Source organism: uncultured Clostridium sp. (genome assembly GCF_900547735.1).
In the GTDB taxonomy this organism is placed as follows: Bacteria; Bacillota; Clostridia; order Lachnospirales; family Lachnospiraceae; genus Otoolea.
Genome location: NZ_URHZ01000028.1, coordinates 14,666 through 30,772 on the forward strand (window position 1 = coordinate 14,666; position 16,107 = coordinate 30,772).

Sequence of the window (16,107 nt, forward strand, 5' to 3'; positions counted from 1 at the left end):
CGCCTCAGATGTCCTTGGGCCTGCGGAGTCCCTGCAGGCGGACAACCGGCCGGGCCTCGTCGGCCAGCATCTCAAAATCGGGAATTGTGCCTATAATATTGTCAGCCAGCCAGTCCATCGTGATAATTTCCTCGGGGGTTAGGATGTGATCGTCGTCCTTTTGAACCATACCGTCCTGGGAATACAGCGTTCCGGAAAATGGATGGAATGAACCTGATTCCACGGCGCGGCGCATGAATTCCACCAGCTTTTTGGTGCCGGGAGCAAGATTCTGGGTGTAAATAATATCCACAACCCCGGCCGACAGACCCCACCAGTAGTTCAGGGCCCTGCTGTCGGAGGATTCATTCTCATCCCAGGATCCGCTGATGATACTGCTGATAATTTTTTCGTAAAATTTTCCCCAGTTCCACAGCGGTGTGGCCGCGTTGAACGGCATGCTGCCGTCTGCGGCGTTTTCGAAGCGGTACAGGCCGAACTGGCGTGAGGCAAACCGCGGGATAATCATATCCTGGCTGGATATATAGGAAATATGGTGTTTTCTGAAATACTCCACGATATCATCCTCTTTCACCGTGGACCATTTCAGGTAAATCTCGGCTCTTGGATTCACCATCCGCGCGCCCAGGGCGAACGCGTTGATATTGGCCGTCATGCCGTATATCGGATAATCGGCAATGTAGCCGATGTGGTTATTGTCCGCCAGGGAGCCCGCAATCATTCCGCACAGAAACTTTGCTTCATACATCCTCCCGTAATAGGTTCTGATATAGCGGTGGGAGGTATTCAGCGAACAGTTCAGTATCTTGACGTCCGGGTATTCCACCGCCGCTTTCAGGCTGGCGGGAATAAATTCGGGGGTGGTGGTGAAAATAATGTCGCATCCTGCATCAATGGCTTTCTTGATTGCCGCCTGGGCATCCTCCCCTGCGGTTACGTTGTCGATGCAGATCGTCTCGGCCTGACCCTTGAAAATCTCTTCCACATGGCGTCTGCCCAGTTCATGGGCGTAGGTCCAGCTTGATGTGGCGGCGTTCTTGGAGTGGATAAACGCGATCCTGACCTGTTTTGGGGAAGGTGGAAGCAGGATGTCGATAAATTTTTTCCTGGGCGAGGCGTCCACGGGATCCATGACCAGTTCCACGGACTGTTTTTCCTTGAGAAGCGTAAATTCATCCCAGATTTTCGCCATGTTCTCTTTCACTTTGGACGACGGCTCGTTAAGAAGCGACGCATAGCCGTATATTTCAATATAGGACAGAAGAGCGTCGCCGGTTTTAACGGGGAGCCGGGAACCGCCGCTGGCCATGTAGGCGCTGCGGAATTTTACATAGGCTGCGGCAAAATCCATCCGCATCTCCTCGGACCATACCGTCTTACTGTCACCGGCCACGGCGGCGGCCAGGCGGGTGAAGCCGCCCTCACGTCCGAACAGGACATAGTTGATATTGGTCAGCCTGTGGAAATTCATATACTCATAGTAAATGATATTGTCGGTTTCCTTCGTCCTCCTCGGAATCAGCCGGGTGACAACGGCGGGGATAAAGGGGGAGTCAAAATACTTCAGGACACTGACCCGTTTATTACCCTCCATGATGTAAAAACGCCCCATAAATTCGCAGGCGGTTACCGGCTCACGGATCCCCTCCTTCAAATGGGAATCACAGAGATTAATCCATTTGGAGGCAAATTCCGAGTGGGGATCCAGAAGCGGCATGTAATTTGGGGCAAATGCCGTCCGCCTGCCGATACTCCTCGTTCCGGCAATCAGCTCCGCCGGAATCTGCTGCAGTCCGAGCCGCACCTCAGATACAATATCGATATGGGAAATACTTTCATCAAGGGCCTGCAGGTAAGGATAGCTGCCCTCCGAAAGATGGCGCTGGTATTCCTTTTTTCCTGCTTTGTAGGCTTTTGAATAATCATCATAAGACATAAGGGACCTCCTGTCTGGTTCGTATAGCCGGAGATTTTTTGTTGGTTTGAGTATAGCACAGGTGGGCGGAGGGTGCAATGAGGGAGAAGTGGTTGAGATGCGAGGACGCTTCTGTAAGATGGCGGACGGGGGAGTGGGGTGGTGTATATGAGTCTTCAGTCCCGGTTTGTAGGGGGTGGTGAGGGGGAATCCGGAGAAAAAAATTCCTGCGGGGACTCGCTCCCGCTTATGAAGCGCACAGCGGATGCTAAGCTCGTGAGGGACCTCGCTAAGCACCGGCGGGCTTCAAGGTCCCCTTCGGAAAGTTTTTCTCCTCCTTCCCCGGGCAGGTTGTCGACGGGACTGAAGACTCAGGGAAGGTGTTGCCCCGTCCGTCAGCTTCAGAGGCTGATTGTCTCTTTCGTCAAGTGCGGGGAGAGGGATTGTCGCAGCCGCCACACTACGCAGAAACGTAGTGGTTTTAAGAATAGTTCCCTCTTGAAGAAACAGAACAAATCAGCGGCCGCAGGCCGGGTTTCGGAATGGCGGTAAAACTTTGCGTCTTCAGTCCCGGGCCATAACCCTCCTTCCCCATTCCGCCCCCCGACCGTCCCGGCGGCGTTCTCTTTCTTCAATAACAGTGGCGGTTTTTTCGAAAATTGCCGCAAACCCCTTGTTTTTCAGGGATTTTGTGAAATCGGTCTTGCAAAATTATTATTTTCCTGTAAAATAGAAGAGACGCAGTGGGAGGGGCATGAAAAAGCCTCTTTTTCTATCCCTGCAGTTTGTCAGTGAACGAGAATAAACAGTCAGTCATTATAAAGCAGTTAATTATGAAAGGGAATCAATATGATTAGTACAAGTAATGTAACGTTACGTGTAGGCAAGAAGGCATTGTTTGAAGATGTCAGCATTAAATTTGTCGAGGGAAACTGTTATGGAATGATCGGCGCCAATGGAGCCGGTAAATCTACATTTTTAAGAATTCTGTCCGGACAGCTTGAACCGACCAGCGGAGAGGTCGTTATCACCGCGGGACAGAGACTTTCCTTCCTGCAGCAGGATCATTTTAAATATGATGCCTATACGGTTCTGGACACCGTTATTATGGGAAATGCCAGACTGTATGAGATAATGAAAGAAAAAGAAGCAATTTACATGAAGGAAGATTTCACCGATGAAGATGGAATCAAGGCCGCCGATCTGGAGGGCGAGTTTGCCACGATGAACGGATGGGAGGCGGAATCGGATGCCGCCAATATGCTGAACGGACTCGGTATCGAGACGGACTTACACTATAAAATGATGGGCGACTTAAACGGCGCTCAGAAGGTAAAAGTCCTTCTGGCCCAGGCATTATTCGGAAACCCGGATATTCTGCTGCTCGATGAGCCGACCAACCATCTGGATCTGGACGCTATCGCCTGGCTGGAGGAATTCCTGATTAATTTTGAGAACACGGTTATCGTGGTATCCCATGACAGGTACTTCTTGAATAAGGTCTGCACCCAGATTGCCGATATCGACTACGGCAAGATCCAGCTTTACGCAGGAAACTATGATTTCTGGTATGAATCCAGCCAGCTTATGATTAAGCAGATGAAGGAAGCCAACAAGAAGAAGGAAGAGAAGATCAAGGAACTGCAGGAATTTATCCAGCGTTTCTCGGCCAACGCCTCCAAGTCAAAGCAGGCTACTTCCAGAAAGAAAGCGCTTGAAAAAATCGAACTGGATGAGATCAGGCCATCCAGCCGTAAATATCCTTATATTGATTTCAGGCCGGAGCGCGAAATCGGCAACGAAGTGCTGACCGTGGAGAATCTTTCCAAGACAATCGACGGAGTGAAGGTCTTAGACGGAATTTCATTTATCCTGAACAGGGAAGACAAGGTTGCCCTGGTCGGACCGAACGAGCAGGCCAAGACGGTACTGTTTAAGATTCTGGCAGGTGAGATGGAGCCGGATGAGGGAAGCTATAAATGGGGACTTACCACATCCCAGGCATATTTCCCGAAGGATAACAGCGCCGAGTTCGACAACGACGATACGATTGTGGACTGGCTGACCCAGTACTCTCCGGTAAAGGATGTAACGTATGTCCGTGGTTTCCTGGGCAGGATGCTGTTTGCCGGTGAGGACGGAGTGAAGAAGGTAAAAGTTCTTTCCGGTGGAGAGAAGGTCCGCTGCATGCTTTCCAAGATGATGATCTCCGGAGCCAACGTGCTGATCCTAGATGAGCCGACCGACCATCTGGATATGGAGTCCATCACGGCGCTCAATAACGGTATGACAAAATTCCAGGGCGTAATTATTTTCTCATCACGTGACCATCAGATCGTGGAGACAACGGCGAACCATATTATGGAGATTGTAAACGGCAAGCTGATCGATAAGATTACCACATACGACGAATATCTGGCAAGCGATGAGATGGCCAGAAAACGTCAGGTATTTACAATAACAGACAGCCAGGAAGAGGATGACTGATTTGTATCATAATCAATAAACAACGAAAAGCACGCTTCACGAGCTTTTCATTGCCACTCAATAAAAAAGGCAGATGTTCCGGTCATGGAACATCTGCTTTTTTTATCCGCTGCCGACGGCCTGTCCTGCTAAAAATCGTCACTTCATTGTGGCAGATTCTTTGGCTTTTCATCTTTCTTCAGCTTTTCGGTATTTTCCAGATAGGTGAGATAGTTAACATAATCCACCAGCTGCCTCTTTGATTTACCGCTGAATGAATCGATTCGGCAGACAAAATCGCCGATTGTGACATTCTGAATCAAATAATTGGAAAATTCAGGAGGGATCTTGGGATAATCTATGCGGCCTAGAAGGAAATCCGTACTGACATTATAGTAGGAGGACAGGTTAAGTAAATGCCGGACAGGAAGCTCCGTTTTACTGGTTTCGTAACGTGAGTAAATCTGCTGTGTTGTACCAATGACCCGGGAGATATCCTCCTGAGTCTTGCCGTTCTTTTCACGCAAAAGACGGAGACGTTCACCGACAATTCCCATGCCATCACCTCCGGTTCTACAAACTTACACAATTTAGTTGTAGAACCAATTTATCATACATTGATTATATTGTATTTCAATACTCATAAAATGATGTATGGCTATGGACTTTTACTCTTTTTATTTGTAAAATAATAATCAAATACTCTTAATAGGACCTTCTTTTCTGTATTGGACCGGCGATTTACCAACCTCGCGTTTAAAAACCTGGGCAAAATATGACTGGGAGGAGAAACCGGCCAGCGAGGCTATCTGGGCAATGGAATGATCGGTCGTGGCCAGCAGTTCTCTGCTGATTGCAATACGGCGGGCATTCAGGTAGTTGATTGGAGACAGGCCCGTATATCTGGTAAATGCGTGAACGAGATAGTATTTGCTCATATGCGCCAGGGAGGCCAACTGATCCAGGGTGATATTGTCCGCGTAGTTAGAATCCAGATAACGCTTAATCTGGCTGCATTCCTTTGTCATCCTGGAAGCGGTAAAGTGTGTGGGCAGCAGATTCTGCCTGCGCGCGATCCGAATCAACAGAACTTCCAGAAGAGCCTGACAGGCGGTGCCTGAGTAGTCTTCCTCACTTTCCGCTTCCTCCAGAAGAAGTAAAAGCACTGAGAGAAGGTTCGTGTCCGTACCGTAGTGACAGATAAAATAGCGTTCCAGGCATTTGCTGTCCCGGAAGGAAACGCCGTTTACCCCAACCACGATATATTCCAGCGGGTGCAGGGGAACGGAGCGCTCCGTATGCTCCATGTCGGGGGGAATGATAATAAGATCACCCTCGACCACCGGGTATTCCTCGCCCTCTAAGATAAAGCGGCCCCTGCCTGCCGTAATATAAATAAGTTCGGAAAAATGATGGATATGAGGGATGCTCTGCCAGTCATCTTCATACTTGGATGTGGATACATATAAGAGACTGCCGGTCAGTTTTTGGCCGTCGTGGTTTTTTAAAATAAAGCGATTACTGCTCATAATAGTACCTCCTGATTGGGATGTTAAGAAAATTATAGAAAAAATAAAAGAATTTGTAAATATCAGGTTGAATATTGTCGATATGGGAGCAAGAATTATAAAAAAGCAGGCAAGAAACTGATAGCGTACAGGTGTGAGAATGAATATAATCATAGTACAAAGAAAGACACTTGAATAATGCAGTACAAAAGATTTTGGAGGAAGCGTAATAATGAATGTAAGAGGAAGACTTACTCTGCCCACAGACGTGGACATGGTGGATGAGACACTTAAGTTAAAAGAAAGACTTGACGCAGATGCACTCAGAGACTGCGACGGGACAGAGATGCCTCCTGAACTTTTAAAAACAGGAGCAAAGATCTACGCTACTTATTATACAACGAGAAAAGACAACGACTGGGCCAGGAATAACCCGGAGGAGGTCCAGCAGGAGTATCTGATTACAGACCGTATGACAGCCAAGAGCTGGACGCTCTCCATTGAATTAATGAAGGGATTCCATACACAGCAGCTTAAGGTCAATACAATCGACGATCCGAAGCGCTGGTGGGAGGTTGTGGACAGGACAACCGGTAAGGTGATTCCGGTTGAAAACTGGTTTTACGACGATGCTACGGGGGAAGTTATTATAAAAAGTATCCCCTATCATCAGTATACGGTCAGCTTTCTGGCTTTCCTGATCTGGGATCCGGTCCATATGTACAATTATCTGACTAATGACTGGCAGGGAGCGGAGCACCAGATGACGTTCGATGTGCGCCAGCCCAAGACACAGGCTTATGTCAAAGAAAAGCTGAGACGCTGGTGTGAAGAGAACCCGGATGTGGATGTTGTCAGATTCACTACCTTCTTCCATCAGTTTACCCTGACCTTTGACGATCAGAAACGGGAGAAATACGTGGAATGGTTTGGCTACAGCGCCAGCGTCAGCCCCTATATCCTGGAACAGTTTGAGCACTGGGCAGGCTACCGGTTCCGTCCGGAATATATTGTAGATCAGGGCTATTTTAATTCCACCTTCCGTGTGCCGTCCAGAGAATTCAGGGACTTCATCGAATTCCAGCAGATTGAGGTCAGCAGGCTGGCCAAGGATCTGGTGGATATTGTACATGCCTATGGCAAGGAAGCCATGATGTTCTTAGGCGATCACTGGATTGGAACGGAACCGTTCGGCAAGTATTTTGACAACATTGGACTGGATGCCGTGGTGGGCTCCGTCGGGGACGGTGTAACAATGCGCATGATTTCCGATATCAAGGGAGTAAATTATACGGAGGGACGTCTTTTACCGTATTTCTTCCCGGATGTTTTCACCGAGGGCGGGGATCCAATCGGTGAGGCGCAGGACAACTGGATGAAGGCCAGAAGGGCGACCCTGCGTTCTCCTCTGGACCGTATCGGTTACGGCGGCTATCTGAAGCTGGCTTCGGAATGGCCTGGTTTTATTGAACAGATTGAGAAAGTAGTAGGGGAATTCCGCCAGATCCAGGAGGCGATGGAGGGAACCAGCTCCTACGTGGCCCCGTTCAAGGTGGCAATCTTAAACTGCTGGGGAGAGCTGAGAAGATGGATGTGCAACCAGGTCCATCATGCAATCTGGCACCGCGAGATTTATTCTTATGTGGGCGTCATTGAATGCCTGAGCGGAATGCCGGTCGATGTGGAATTTATAAACTTCGACGATGTGCGCAACGGAATTGATCCGGACATCAAAGTAATTATCAATGCCGGAGACGCTTATACGGCCTGGAGCGGAGCGGAAAACTGGGTGGACGAGAAAGTGGTTACCGCCATCCGCCGCTTCGTGGATCAGGGAGGCGGATTCATCGGAGTCGGAGAGCCGACCGCGTTCCAGCACCAGGGACGGTATTTCCAGCTCAGCGATGTGCTGGGGGCCGACCGTGAGATGGGATTCTCCATGAGCACGGATAAATACAACGAACTTGCAGAGAATTATAAAGAGCACTTTATCCTGGAAGATATCAGCGGAGACATTGATTTTGGAGAGGGCAAGAGCCGCATTTATGCCCAGGGAGAGGGATACCAGATCCTGGATAAAGACGGGGAGTACAGCAGACTGATCGTAAATCAGTACGGCCAGGGACGCAGCGTGTACTTTACAGGACTGCCGTACTCGCCGCAGAACTGCAGAATTCTTCTCCGGGCCATCTACTTTGCCGCCCACAGGGAAGAAGAGATGAAGAAATACTATGTTACCAACGTCGAAACCGAGGTTGCCGCATTCGAGAAGGCCGGCCGTGTTGCCGTAATCAACAACTCGAAGGAGGCTCAGAAGACGGAGCTGTATATCCATGGCTCCTTAAAATGCAGTCTGGATATGAAGCCGATGGAAATGATATGGGTTGAGATTTAGGCAGTGTAAAAAGACGCGGATGGGAGAGCGTGGACATGGTGGTGAAGGGAAGATAGCGGCCGGGACTGAAGATGCGAAGGGCGGCGCCGCCATCGTCCCGGACTGCCGCCGCCGGGTGTCCTGTTTTACCGGAAAAACAGAACTTTTATTTAGTCCAGAAGGTTGAAGCGGTGGAGGGTTTGAAGCCGATATTGTAATAAAATTGCTGCGAGGAGCCGACATAGGCGTGTTTAGCACCCAGTGCGGCGCAGCGGCGGATGGCTTCGAGGACAGCCGCCCGGCCGAGCCCCATTTTCCGGTAGACAGGATCCGTAGCGACCGGTTCCACCAATACGTCCGTCGAGGCATTATCCTGCCACATACCGCAATAAGCGGCGAAATTTCCATCCGGCGCCACAATCGCAATTTTCAAGTCAAGATTTACATTAGGGCGTTCAAATTCCTTTCTGAACCCATCCAAATCATCCTGCGAGGGCAGATAGGGGCCGTCCCCGTCCAACTCGTGGTTAAACCCGTTCCAGAGAATCCTTCCATACTGATAAGGGTCAAACGTATCTCTCATACTGGTAACAACAAATCCTTCAGGCAACTCAAATTCAAGCCGGTTTTCATCCATCTCAAAAATAGAAGTACAGTCCTTATACTGAGTCGGCCGATATCCCATCCTTAAAGCAGCATCCTGAAACCTTCCGTCCTCATCCCGGACAGCAAGCATCACCCCATCCGGCCCCGCCAGATGCGTTTCTGCATATGCAATCATCTCCACATAAAGATTGTCAAAGCCATCCTTCAAAGAAAAGAAACAGCACCCATCCAGCACCGTATCATACAAAACAACCCCAACAATCTCCCCGTCTTTTTCCCATATACCAATCCGCGGCAGTCCCTCCACATCCAGATAAGCATGTGAAATCATCCAATCCCACCGCCCAAACGAAAAACCGGCCCTGCCGTTAGTAAGAAAAAACTTCCTCAACCGACAATAATCAACGCCATACCGCGTATCCATAACATAATTCCGAAACAAAACAAACACCCCCTCTTATCCTCCCAGCATTCTATATCCCATACTCTACCACACATCCCCTCACTAATACAGTTCTATCTCTTCATCAATCCCAAAGTGTTCCCGCCCCCCTCCCCTCCCCATTCAAAAAAGTCCCGGAAAAATCAGCCGACGCGAGGATGGCGGGCGGTTCCGATCCCACCCGGTCTTCAGTCCCCCGGAGTCCCCGAACGCGAATCATATCCCGGGACTGAAGAAGCAGCCACCCCAACTGCGCCCGCCATCCTCACGCCGGCGTCCTCATTTTTCAACACACCATTCTATTTTTGAATGCAACCCATAACTATTATTCAGTTGCGTAATACATAAAACAAGCCTATGATGAACTCATAAATAGTTTCTGCGACACGAAGCACAGGGCAAAAACTATTAATTTCAAAGAGGAAAGGAAGAAGATTATCATGGCAAACAAAAAAGTGGAAATTATGATTGACGATGTCAGGCTTGTTGCGGAGCTTTATGTTGACGACGCTCCGGTAATCTGCAACATGATTTTAAACAATCCGGGACAGAGGGCGATCATCCAGCACGCGAAATTGAACGGGCAGTTATTCTTCGGCACGCTCCCCTATGCCTGTGGATTTGAGAACCAGTGCAGAGGCGGAGATTTGGAGACATTTGATCTGGCATATTATCCTCCAAGAAACCAGCTCTGTTTCCTGTATGGAGTGGGAACGGACGAGCCGCTGCCTATCAGCCGCATCGGCCGTATCGTAGAGGGCATGGAGGCAATGCAGGTAGTTGGAATCAAGAACTGGTTAAAACAGGGCAGTATGATGACAATTGTCGGTGAAGTAGAATAAGGAGGTGCACGTAATGAACTGGAAAGCAGCGATAGACAAATTTGAAGAGAGACGTCTTGCAATCTGGGAGAATATGCCGCAGGATGTTTATGATCTGAGTAATGGTAAGGTACCGGGCGACACCAATGTGTACGGCCAGTATGTTACAACGATGATGTATGCCGATTCTGAGCTCAGGACCCTGTGCGATGAAGTGCTTTTTTATATGATTGAGACGGCAAAGGAAGGGGATGTGGATCTGCGCACACTGGTTCACTTTGCAAAACGTATTCTCGACTATAAGGCAAAATTTTTCGTGTTTACCGGCGTTCCGATGGCCAGTGAACTGTTATTCATGTATCTGGAGGCAATCGACACCGTGGAGACTCTTGAGGAGTTTATCCACCTGAGCAATGCCGCACTGAAGTATTTCAACCGTCACCACATGTGGGTTGACCTGGTTATTCCGTGGGGTGTATACAACGGCTTTGCAAAGCAGGATTTTGCACAGTATCTGTAATGTGAGACATAGGTAATAAAGAATAAAGCTAAAAGGAGTTTTTGCCGTACAGTGGCAGAAACTCCTTTTTCAATTCATAGGAAATTACGTCCTATGAATCAAAAACGCTCCGCGAGGATGCACATGCCGCGCAGAGGTAAATGGTTGCAGAAGCAACCGCGCGGCAGCACAAGAGTTCCGCAAGCGGAACTCTTTGTTCTTACTGGCCGGGCCGGAGTCCCTGTTGGCCGGTCAGCATTCCCTCGGTTTTCAAAAACTCTTTAGTGATGGATATAAATTCCTCAGCAGCCGGGGAGGCGTGTTTAATGGAACGGATTGCCAGCCCCAGGACACGGCTGTGTTCGCGAATCAAAGGCCTGGTAACAATGTTGTCGAACTGGAACGGCAGGGCTAGTCCGGGAATCAGGGATACGCCCAGATTCTGGCCGATCATCGAGATGGTAGCCATGTCTCCCTTGATCCGGTACTTGATTTCCGGAGTAAGATTTTCCGCATTCATGACCTGCCACACGTCCTCATCGCCTCCGTCATGCGGGATGATAAAGGGGTAATTCACCAGCTCCGCCGGATCCACTTTCTCACACCGGGCCAGAGGGTGTTCGGTGGGGAGCACGGCCATAATGGAATCCTTATACAGAGGGATAAAATCATAGTTCTCCGGCACGGGCATGGACATGAGGCCGATATCGATAGTGCCGTTTGTCAGCCACTCTTCCAGTTCGTAGTGATTTCCTTCAAAGACCTGCAGCTTGACGCCGGGATGAAGGGAGGAGAAACGGGAAACAATCGGCGGCACCCATTTTACCGAAGTGCTGTAAAATGCCCCTACTTTCAGGGAACCTATCTCAATACCCCTTATCTTACAGGAAATTTCCTTCAGCGTATCCTCGGCGGACACAATCCGCTGCATGTAATAAATCAGAGGCTCGGCATTCTCGGTGGGAAATACGCCCTCCTTGCCGCGGACCAGGAGCGGAAATCCCATCTCCTTCTCCAGGGAGGAAATCATATGGCTGATTCCGGGCTGGGTATAAACAAGCGCCTCGGCAGCTTTTGTGAGACTGCCATACTCAATGGCCTTCAAAAAGGCATTGTATTTCAGAATACTCAATTGTTCGGCCTCCATTCAAGTTTGTTATGTGATCCATAATAAATATTCAATTGCTTAATATGTTGAAATAATATACCATACATTTATAGATAATTCAATAGCAAAGTGCGTAAAAATCAAGCAAATAAGAGGAAAAACGTAATATAAAATAAAATTTTAACAATAGTTCCGTGGATAACAGATAAAACGGAGGTGGAACGATTCGGGAGGCCAACAAGCCCAACAGGAGCAGCCGGATCAGGAGCGCCCGGATCAGCTTAAACAAAAGGATTGGAGGAGACAAATGAAGAAGATTATCAACCGACCGGAACAGGTAGTGACGGAGATGTGCCAGGGGATGGCGCTGGCTCATCCGGAACTGGAATTTTCGCAGAAGTACAAATTTATCACGAAAAAAAATCTGAATCAGGACAAAGTGACTCTGATCAGCGGCGGTGGCAGCGGTCATGAACCGGCGCATGCCGGATTTGTCGGGGAAGGAATGCTGGATGCGGCAGTCTGCGGAGATGTTTTTGCCTCACCCTCCCAGATTCAGGTTTACCAGACAATCAGGGAGACGAAGAGCCGGAAAGGGACTCTGCTGATTATCAAAAACTACAGCGGAGATATGATGAATTTCAAAAATGCCGCTTACATGGCCCGGGAGGACGGAATCCAGGTTGATTATATCAAAGTGGACGACGATATTGCGGTTCAGGACAGCCTTTATACCGTAGGGCGCCGCGGTGTGGCAGGGACGGTTTTCGTACATAAAATCGCAGGCGCGGCGGCCGAGGCGGGATGCAGCCTGGAGGAGGTGAAGGCCGTTGCAGAGAAGACGGCTGCCTCCGTAAAATCCATTGGATTTGCCCTCACATCCTGCACCGTACCGGCCAAGGGAACTCCCACCTTTGAGATTGGGGAGGATGAGATGGAATACGGCGTGGGAATCCACGGTGAACCGGGTATTAAAAGGGAAAAACAGACGGATGCCGATACGGTGGCCGAAAGGATGACGGCACAGCTTCTGGAGGCGCTCGGGCTAGAAGAAGACGCTGAGGATGAAATAGCAGTATTGGTAAACGGCCTCGGAGGAACGCCGGCCCAGGAATTATACATCCTTAACCGCTCGCTCAGAAAAGCACTGGCCAAAAGAAAGATCAGGACACGGTTTTCCCTGGTGGGCAACTATATGACCAGTATCGATATGATGGGGGCGTCGATTTCCATTTTAAAGCTGGATGAAGAACTGAAGAAATACCTTTTTGCACCGTGCAGCACTCCTGCCCTCAAGATAGACCATGCGCCGGAAACAACCGGTTTCCAGGAATTGGAAGAGGAGGGGAGAGCCGGAGAAAACGCGGAAAATAGTGCCGGAAAATCAGGAAAATACAGGGGAGAGGGCAAAATCAGGGACGAAAAAATCACTCTACACAATATGATTTTTATGATAGATTGTATAGGGGGATACATCATACAAAATGAGATTCCCTTTTGTGAACTGGACTCACATGCAGGCGACGGGGATTTCGGAATGAGTGTGGCAAAGGGCTTTAAACAGCTCAGAAAGGAGTGGGGAGAAGTGATCGAATCATCCGGGGATATCGCTTCCTTCCTGAACGCCTGCTCTCTGATTATTATGGAGCACTGCGGCGGAGCCTCGGGGCCCATCTGGGGCTCGGCATTTAGAGCGGCGGCCAAGTCCGCGGAGGGGAAGGAAACACTGGAGGCGGAGGATATGGCCGTGATGCTGGGCCGGGCGGTGCAGGGGATTCAGGCAACGGGAGAACGTTCCTTTGGAAGGGGAGCCGTTCCGGGAGATAAGACACTGATTGATGCGCTTGTTCCCTGTGCGGATGAATGGACCCGTCTGACCTCAGAGAGAGCTCCTTTGCTGGAAATCTTCAGACGGGCAGCCGAAGCGGCAAAGGCGGGGGCTGAAAGCACCAAAGCGATCGTAGCCAGAATGGGGCGCGCCGGAACGGTGGGAGAACGCAGCCTCGGCTATCCCGATGCGGGAGCGTATGCCCTGGGAGAAATTTTCGGGGACCTGGCCTGCAGACTTGAGGAGGTACAGTCACAGTAAACATAGGTACGCTGGAGGGTGAAAAAATGGACTATCAACTGGAATTAATCGACGTAGCAAAACAGTATAAAGAGTTTCTGGCAGTGGACAGTGTGAGCCTGCAGATCAAAAAGGGAGAGATCGTCTCTTTCCTGGGCGCCAGCGGCTGTGGCAAGACGACAACGCTGAGGATGATCGCCGGCCTGATTGAGCCGACCAGGGGAACGATCCGCATTCAGGGACAGGATATGAACGGAATACCGCCCCATAAGAGAGATATTTCCATGGTGTTTCAGAATTACGCACTGTTTCCGCACCTCAGCGTATATGAGAACATTGTATACGGACTGAAGACGAGGAAGATCAAAGACAAAAAGGTGCTGATGGACAAGGCCAGGGAAATGATGGATTTAGTCCAGCTTGAAGGCGTGGAGAACCGCCTTCCCAAGGAACTTTCAGGCGGCCAGCAGCAGAGGGTGTCACTGGCCAGGGCCATGATTGTGGAACCGAAGGTCATGCTTTTCGATGAACCGTTAAGCAACCTGGATGCGAAGCTGAGAGAGAAGACAAGGGTAGAAATCAGAAACCTGTTAAAGAAAATGAATGTGACGGCAATCTATGTCACCCATGATCAGGAGGAAGCCCTGACCATCTCCGACAGGATTGCGGTAATGAATAAAGGAAGAATTGAACAAATCACAGAGCCAAGCTGCCTTTATACACGTCCGGCCACACGGTTTATCGCCGGTTTTGTGGGCCATGCCAATATTGTGGAGGGCAATGTGACGGCGGTGACGGAGGACAGAATCGCAGTAAAGCTCACAAGAGGGGAAGAATTGTGGGCCAGGGCCGATACAGGGAAGAAGGTGTCCTGCGGGGACGCCGCTATTCTGATTATAAGGCCGGAAAACGTGCAGCTTCATGAGGAAAAACCGGATAAGAAAAATATACTTTCGGGGAAGGTAAAAGCTAAAATCTATCTGGGTTCCACTCTCCGGTATGTGGTAGAGATGGCGGGAAACAATGACTTTGAAGTGGATCTTCACACCAAGGACGAAGGGAAAGCGGTCGAGGGGGATACGGTTTATCTGGAACTCGAAGAAAACGGTCTGGTCCTGGTTGAAAGATAAAAATGAGAGGAGAGGTACAAATGAAAAAAACAATCAAATCGGCAATGGCACTGTTAATGGTATGCACGATGACGGCATGCAGTTCATCCGGCACGGCGGAAAGCACCACAAAAGCACCCGATACGGAGGCTCCGGCCGTGGAGACAGCAGACACGGAAGCAGCATCTGCGGAGGCAAAAGATTATTCCGGCGAGACTCTGGTAGTCCAGGTCTGGGGCGGAACTTATGAGGAAACGCTCAGAAACCACATTATTCCTGCCTTTGAGGAGAAGACAGGGGCAAAGGTTGAAGTAGTAAGCGGCGCGGCTCCGCTTTCCCAGCTTGCTACGGAAGGTGACGCGGCTTCCATCGACGTCCTTCACGTAGACTGCAGCGAGGTGGTGCAGGGAACCAATATGGACGTGCTTGAGACACTGGATTTCAGCAAAATGTCGAATGCACCGGATTTATATGATGAAGCCCACATGTATGATACGGCGGTTGTAACAAACTGGGGTACATACGGCATTATCTACCGCAAGGACCTTGTGGAGAAAGAGCCGACAAGTTGGCTGGATCTCTGGGATGACGCATACAAGGGCGGAAAAATCGGCGTTATTGATTACAGCATGGGCGGTGGACTGGAATTTGCGGAGGCAGTTTCCCGAATCCAGGGATACACCGTGGCAGACGAAGAGAACTGGGACAATCTTTTTGCAAAGATGTCTTCCCTGAAACCAAACATCGGTGTTTACGCCAGCCAGCACTCCGATATTGAAAGTATGCTGACCAAGGGCGACATCGTGATGTCGGTAGAAACGAACGGACGTGCCATCGGTCTGATGAAGGAAGGAATCGATATCGGATTCTGCCAGCCTGAAGAAGGCTCCATCGCCATGACCTCTCTGGCAGCCATCAGCAAAGGTTCCACAAAGAAAGAACTGGCTTATCTGTTTGTCAATGAACTGATCTCCCCGGAAGGACAGAAGGCATACGCGGAGAACAACTACTATGCGCCGTCCAACGGTAAAACCGTGATTGACGAAGAACTTCAGGCATTCATGCCGTACGGTCAGGAGCAGGTTTCCAAACTGCTTTATATGGATTCCGAGACACTGGAGCCGGTAAAAGCAGCCCTGATCGAGAGATGGAATAAGGAATTCAAATAATATTTCCAGGACGCCGCCGGGG

At 49.7% G+C, this 16,107-nt stretch carries 12 protein-coding genes; 7 read left to right on the plus strand and 5 right to left on the minus strand.

The genetic code is table 11. The features are described from left to right. Nucleotides 1–4 precede the first annotated feature (4 nt). Nucleotides 5–1,936, minus strand: coding sequence for a BMP family ABC transporter substrate-binding protein (locus tag QZT18_RS10770; protein WP_294147661.1), 1,932 nt, complete (start codon nt 1,934–1,936; stop codon nt 5–7). Nucleotides 1,937–2,764: 828 nt separating this feature from the next. Between QZT18_RS10770 and QZT18_RS10775 the strand changes: the two genes are divergently transcribed. Continuing rightward, nucleotides 2,765–4,402: an ABC-F family ATP-binding cassette domain-containing protein gene (locus tag QZT18_RS10775; RefSeq protein ID WP_294147663.1), complete on the plus strand. Its 1,638-nt coding sequence runs from the start codon at nt 2,765–2,767 to the stop codon at nt 4,400–4,402. Between the two features lie 143 nt (nt 4,403–4,545). Here QZT18_RS10775 and QZT18_RS10780 read toward each other — a convergent pair whose 3' ends face one another. Both QZT18_RS10780 and QZT18_RS10785 read right to left on the minus strand, forming a co-directional pair. Beyond that, nucleotides 4,546–4,938, minus strand: a complete 393-nt coding sequence (locus QZT18_RS10780; RefSeq protein WP_125141945.1) for a helix-turn-helix domain-containing protein — start codon at nt 4,936–4,938, stop codon at nt 4,546–4,548. 138 nt (nt 4,939–5,076) lie between these two features. Beyond that, nucleotides 5,077–5,910, minus strand: coding sequence for an AraC family transcriptional regulator (locus QZT18_RS10785; RefSeq protein WP_294147668.1), 834 nt, complete (start codon nt 5,908–5,910; stop codon nt 5,077–5,079). Nucleotides 5,911–6,121: 211 nt separating this feature from the next. Between QZT18_RS10785 and gnpA the strand changes: the two genes are divergently transcribed. Continuing rightward, nucleotides 6,122–8,284: a 1,3-beta-galactosyl-N-acetylhexosamine phosphorylase gene (gene gnpA / locus QZT18_RS10790; protein WP_366925855.1), complete on the plus strand. Its 2,163-nt coding sequence runs from the start codon at nt 6,122–6,124 to the stop codon at nt 8,282–8,284. Between the two features lie 145 nt (nt 8,285–8,429). Here gnpA and QZT18_RS10795 read toward each other — a convergent pair whose 3' ends face one another. After that, a complete protein-coding gene (locus tag QZT18_RS10795; RefSeq protein ID WP_294147670.1) occupies nt 8,430–9,200 on the minus strand; it encodes a GNAT family N-acetyltransferase in 771 nt (256 codons plus the stop codon). Nucleotides 9,201–9,751: 551 nt separating this feature from the next. Between QZT18_RS10795 and QZT18_RS10800 the strand changes: the two genes are divergently transcribed. Both QZT18_RS10800 and QZT18_RS10805 read left to right on the plus strand, forming a co-directional pair. Further along, nucleotides 9,752–10,153, plus strand: a complete 402-nt coding sequence (locus QZT18_RS10800; RefSeq protein ID WP_227032969.1) for a cyclophilin-like fold protein — start codon at nt 9,752–9,754, stop codon at nt 10,151–10,153. Nucleotides 10,154–10,166: 13 nt separating this feature from the next. Then, nucleotides 10,167–10,652 carry a hypothetical protein gene (locus QZT18_RS10805; RefSeq protein ID WP_294147674.1) on the plus strand — a complete coding sequence of 162 codons (486 nt, stop codon included), beginning with the start codon at nt 10,167–10,169 and terminating at the stop codon, nt 10,650–10,652. 199 nt (nt 10,653–10,851) lie between these two features. Here QZT18_RS10805 and QZT18_RS10810 read toward each other — a convergent pair whose 3' ends face one another. Next, nucleotides 10,852–11,763 carry a LysR family transcriptional regulator gene (locus QZT18_RS10810; protein ID WP_294147675.1) on the minus strand — a complete coding sequence of 304 codons (912 nt, stop codon included), beginning with the start codon at nt 11,761–11,763 and terminating at the stop codon, nt 10,852–10,854. Nucleotides 11,764–12,046: 283 nt separating this feature from the next. On the opposite strand from QZT18_RS10810, the gene dhaK reads away from it, so the two are divergent. From dhaK to QZT18_RS10825, 3 genes are read left to right on the plus strand one after another with little or no spacing between them, the layout of a single operon-like run. Then, the gene (dhaK, locus tag QZT18_RS10815) at nt 12,047–13,828 is read left to right on the plus strand and encodes a dihydroxyacetone kinase subunit DhaK (protein ID WP_294147677.1); all 1,782 of its coding nucleotides are present in this window, start codon (nt 12,047–12,049) and stop codon (nt 13,826–13,828) included. A 26-nt stretch (nt 13,829–13,854) separates the two neighbouring features. Then, nucleotides 13,855–14,937 carry an ABC transporter ATP-binding protein gene (locus tag QZT18_RS10820; protein WP_294147678.1) on the plus strand — a complete coding sequence of 361 codons (1,083 nt, stop codon included), beginning with the start codon at nt 13,855–13,857 and terminating at the stop codon, nt 14,935–14,937. A gap of 20 nt (nt 14,938–14,957) precedes the next feature. Then, on the plus strand, nt 14,958–16,085 hold the full coding sequence (locus tag QZT18_RS10825) for an ABC transporter substrate-binding protein (protein WP_294147682.1): 1,128 nt from the start codon (nt 14,958–14,960) through the stop codon (nt 16,083–16,085). The last annotated feature ends 22 nt before the right edge of the window (nt 16,086–16,107 follow it).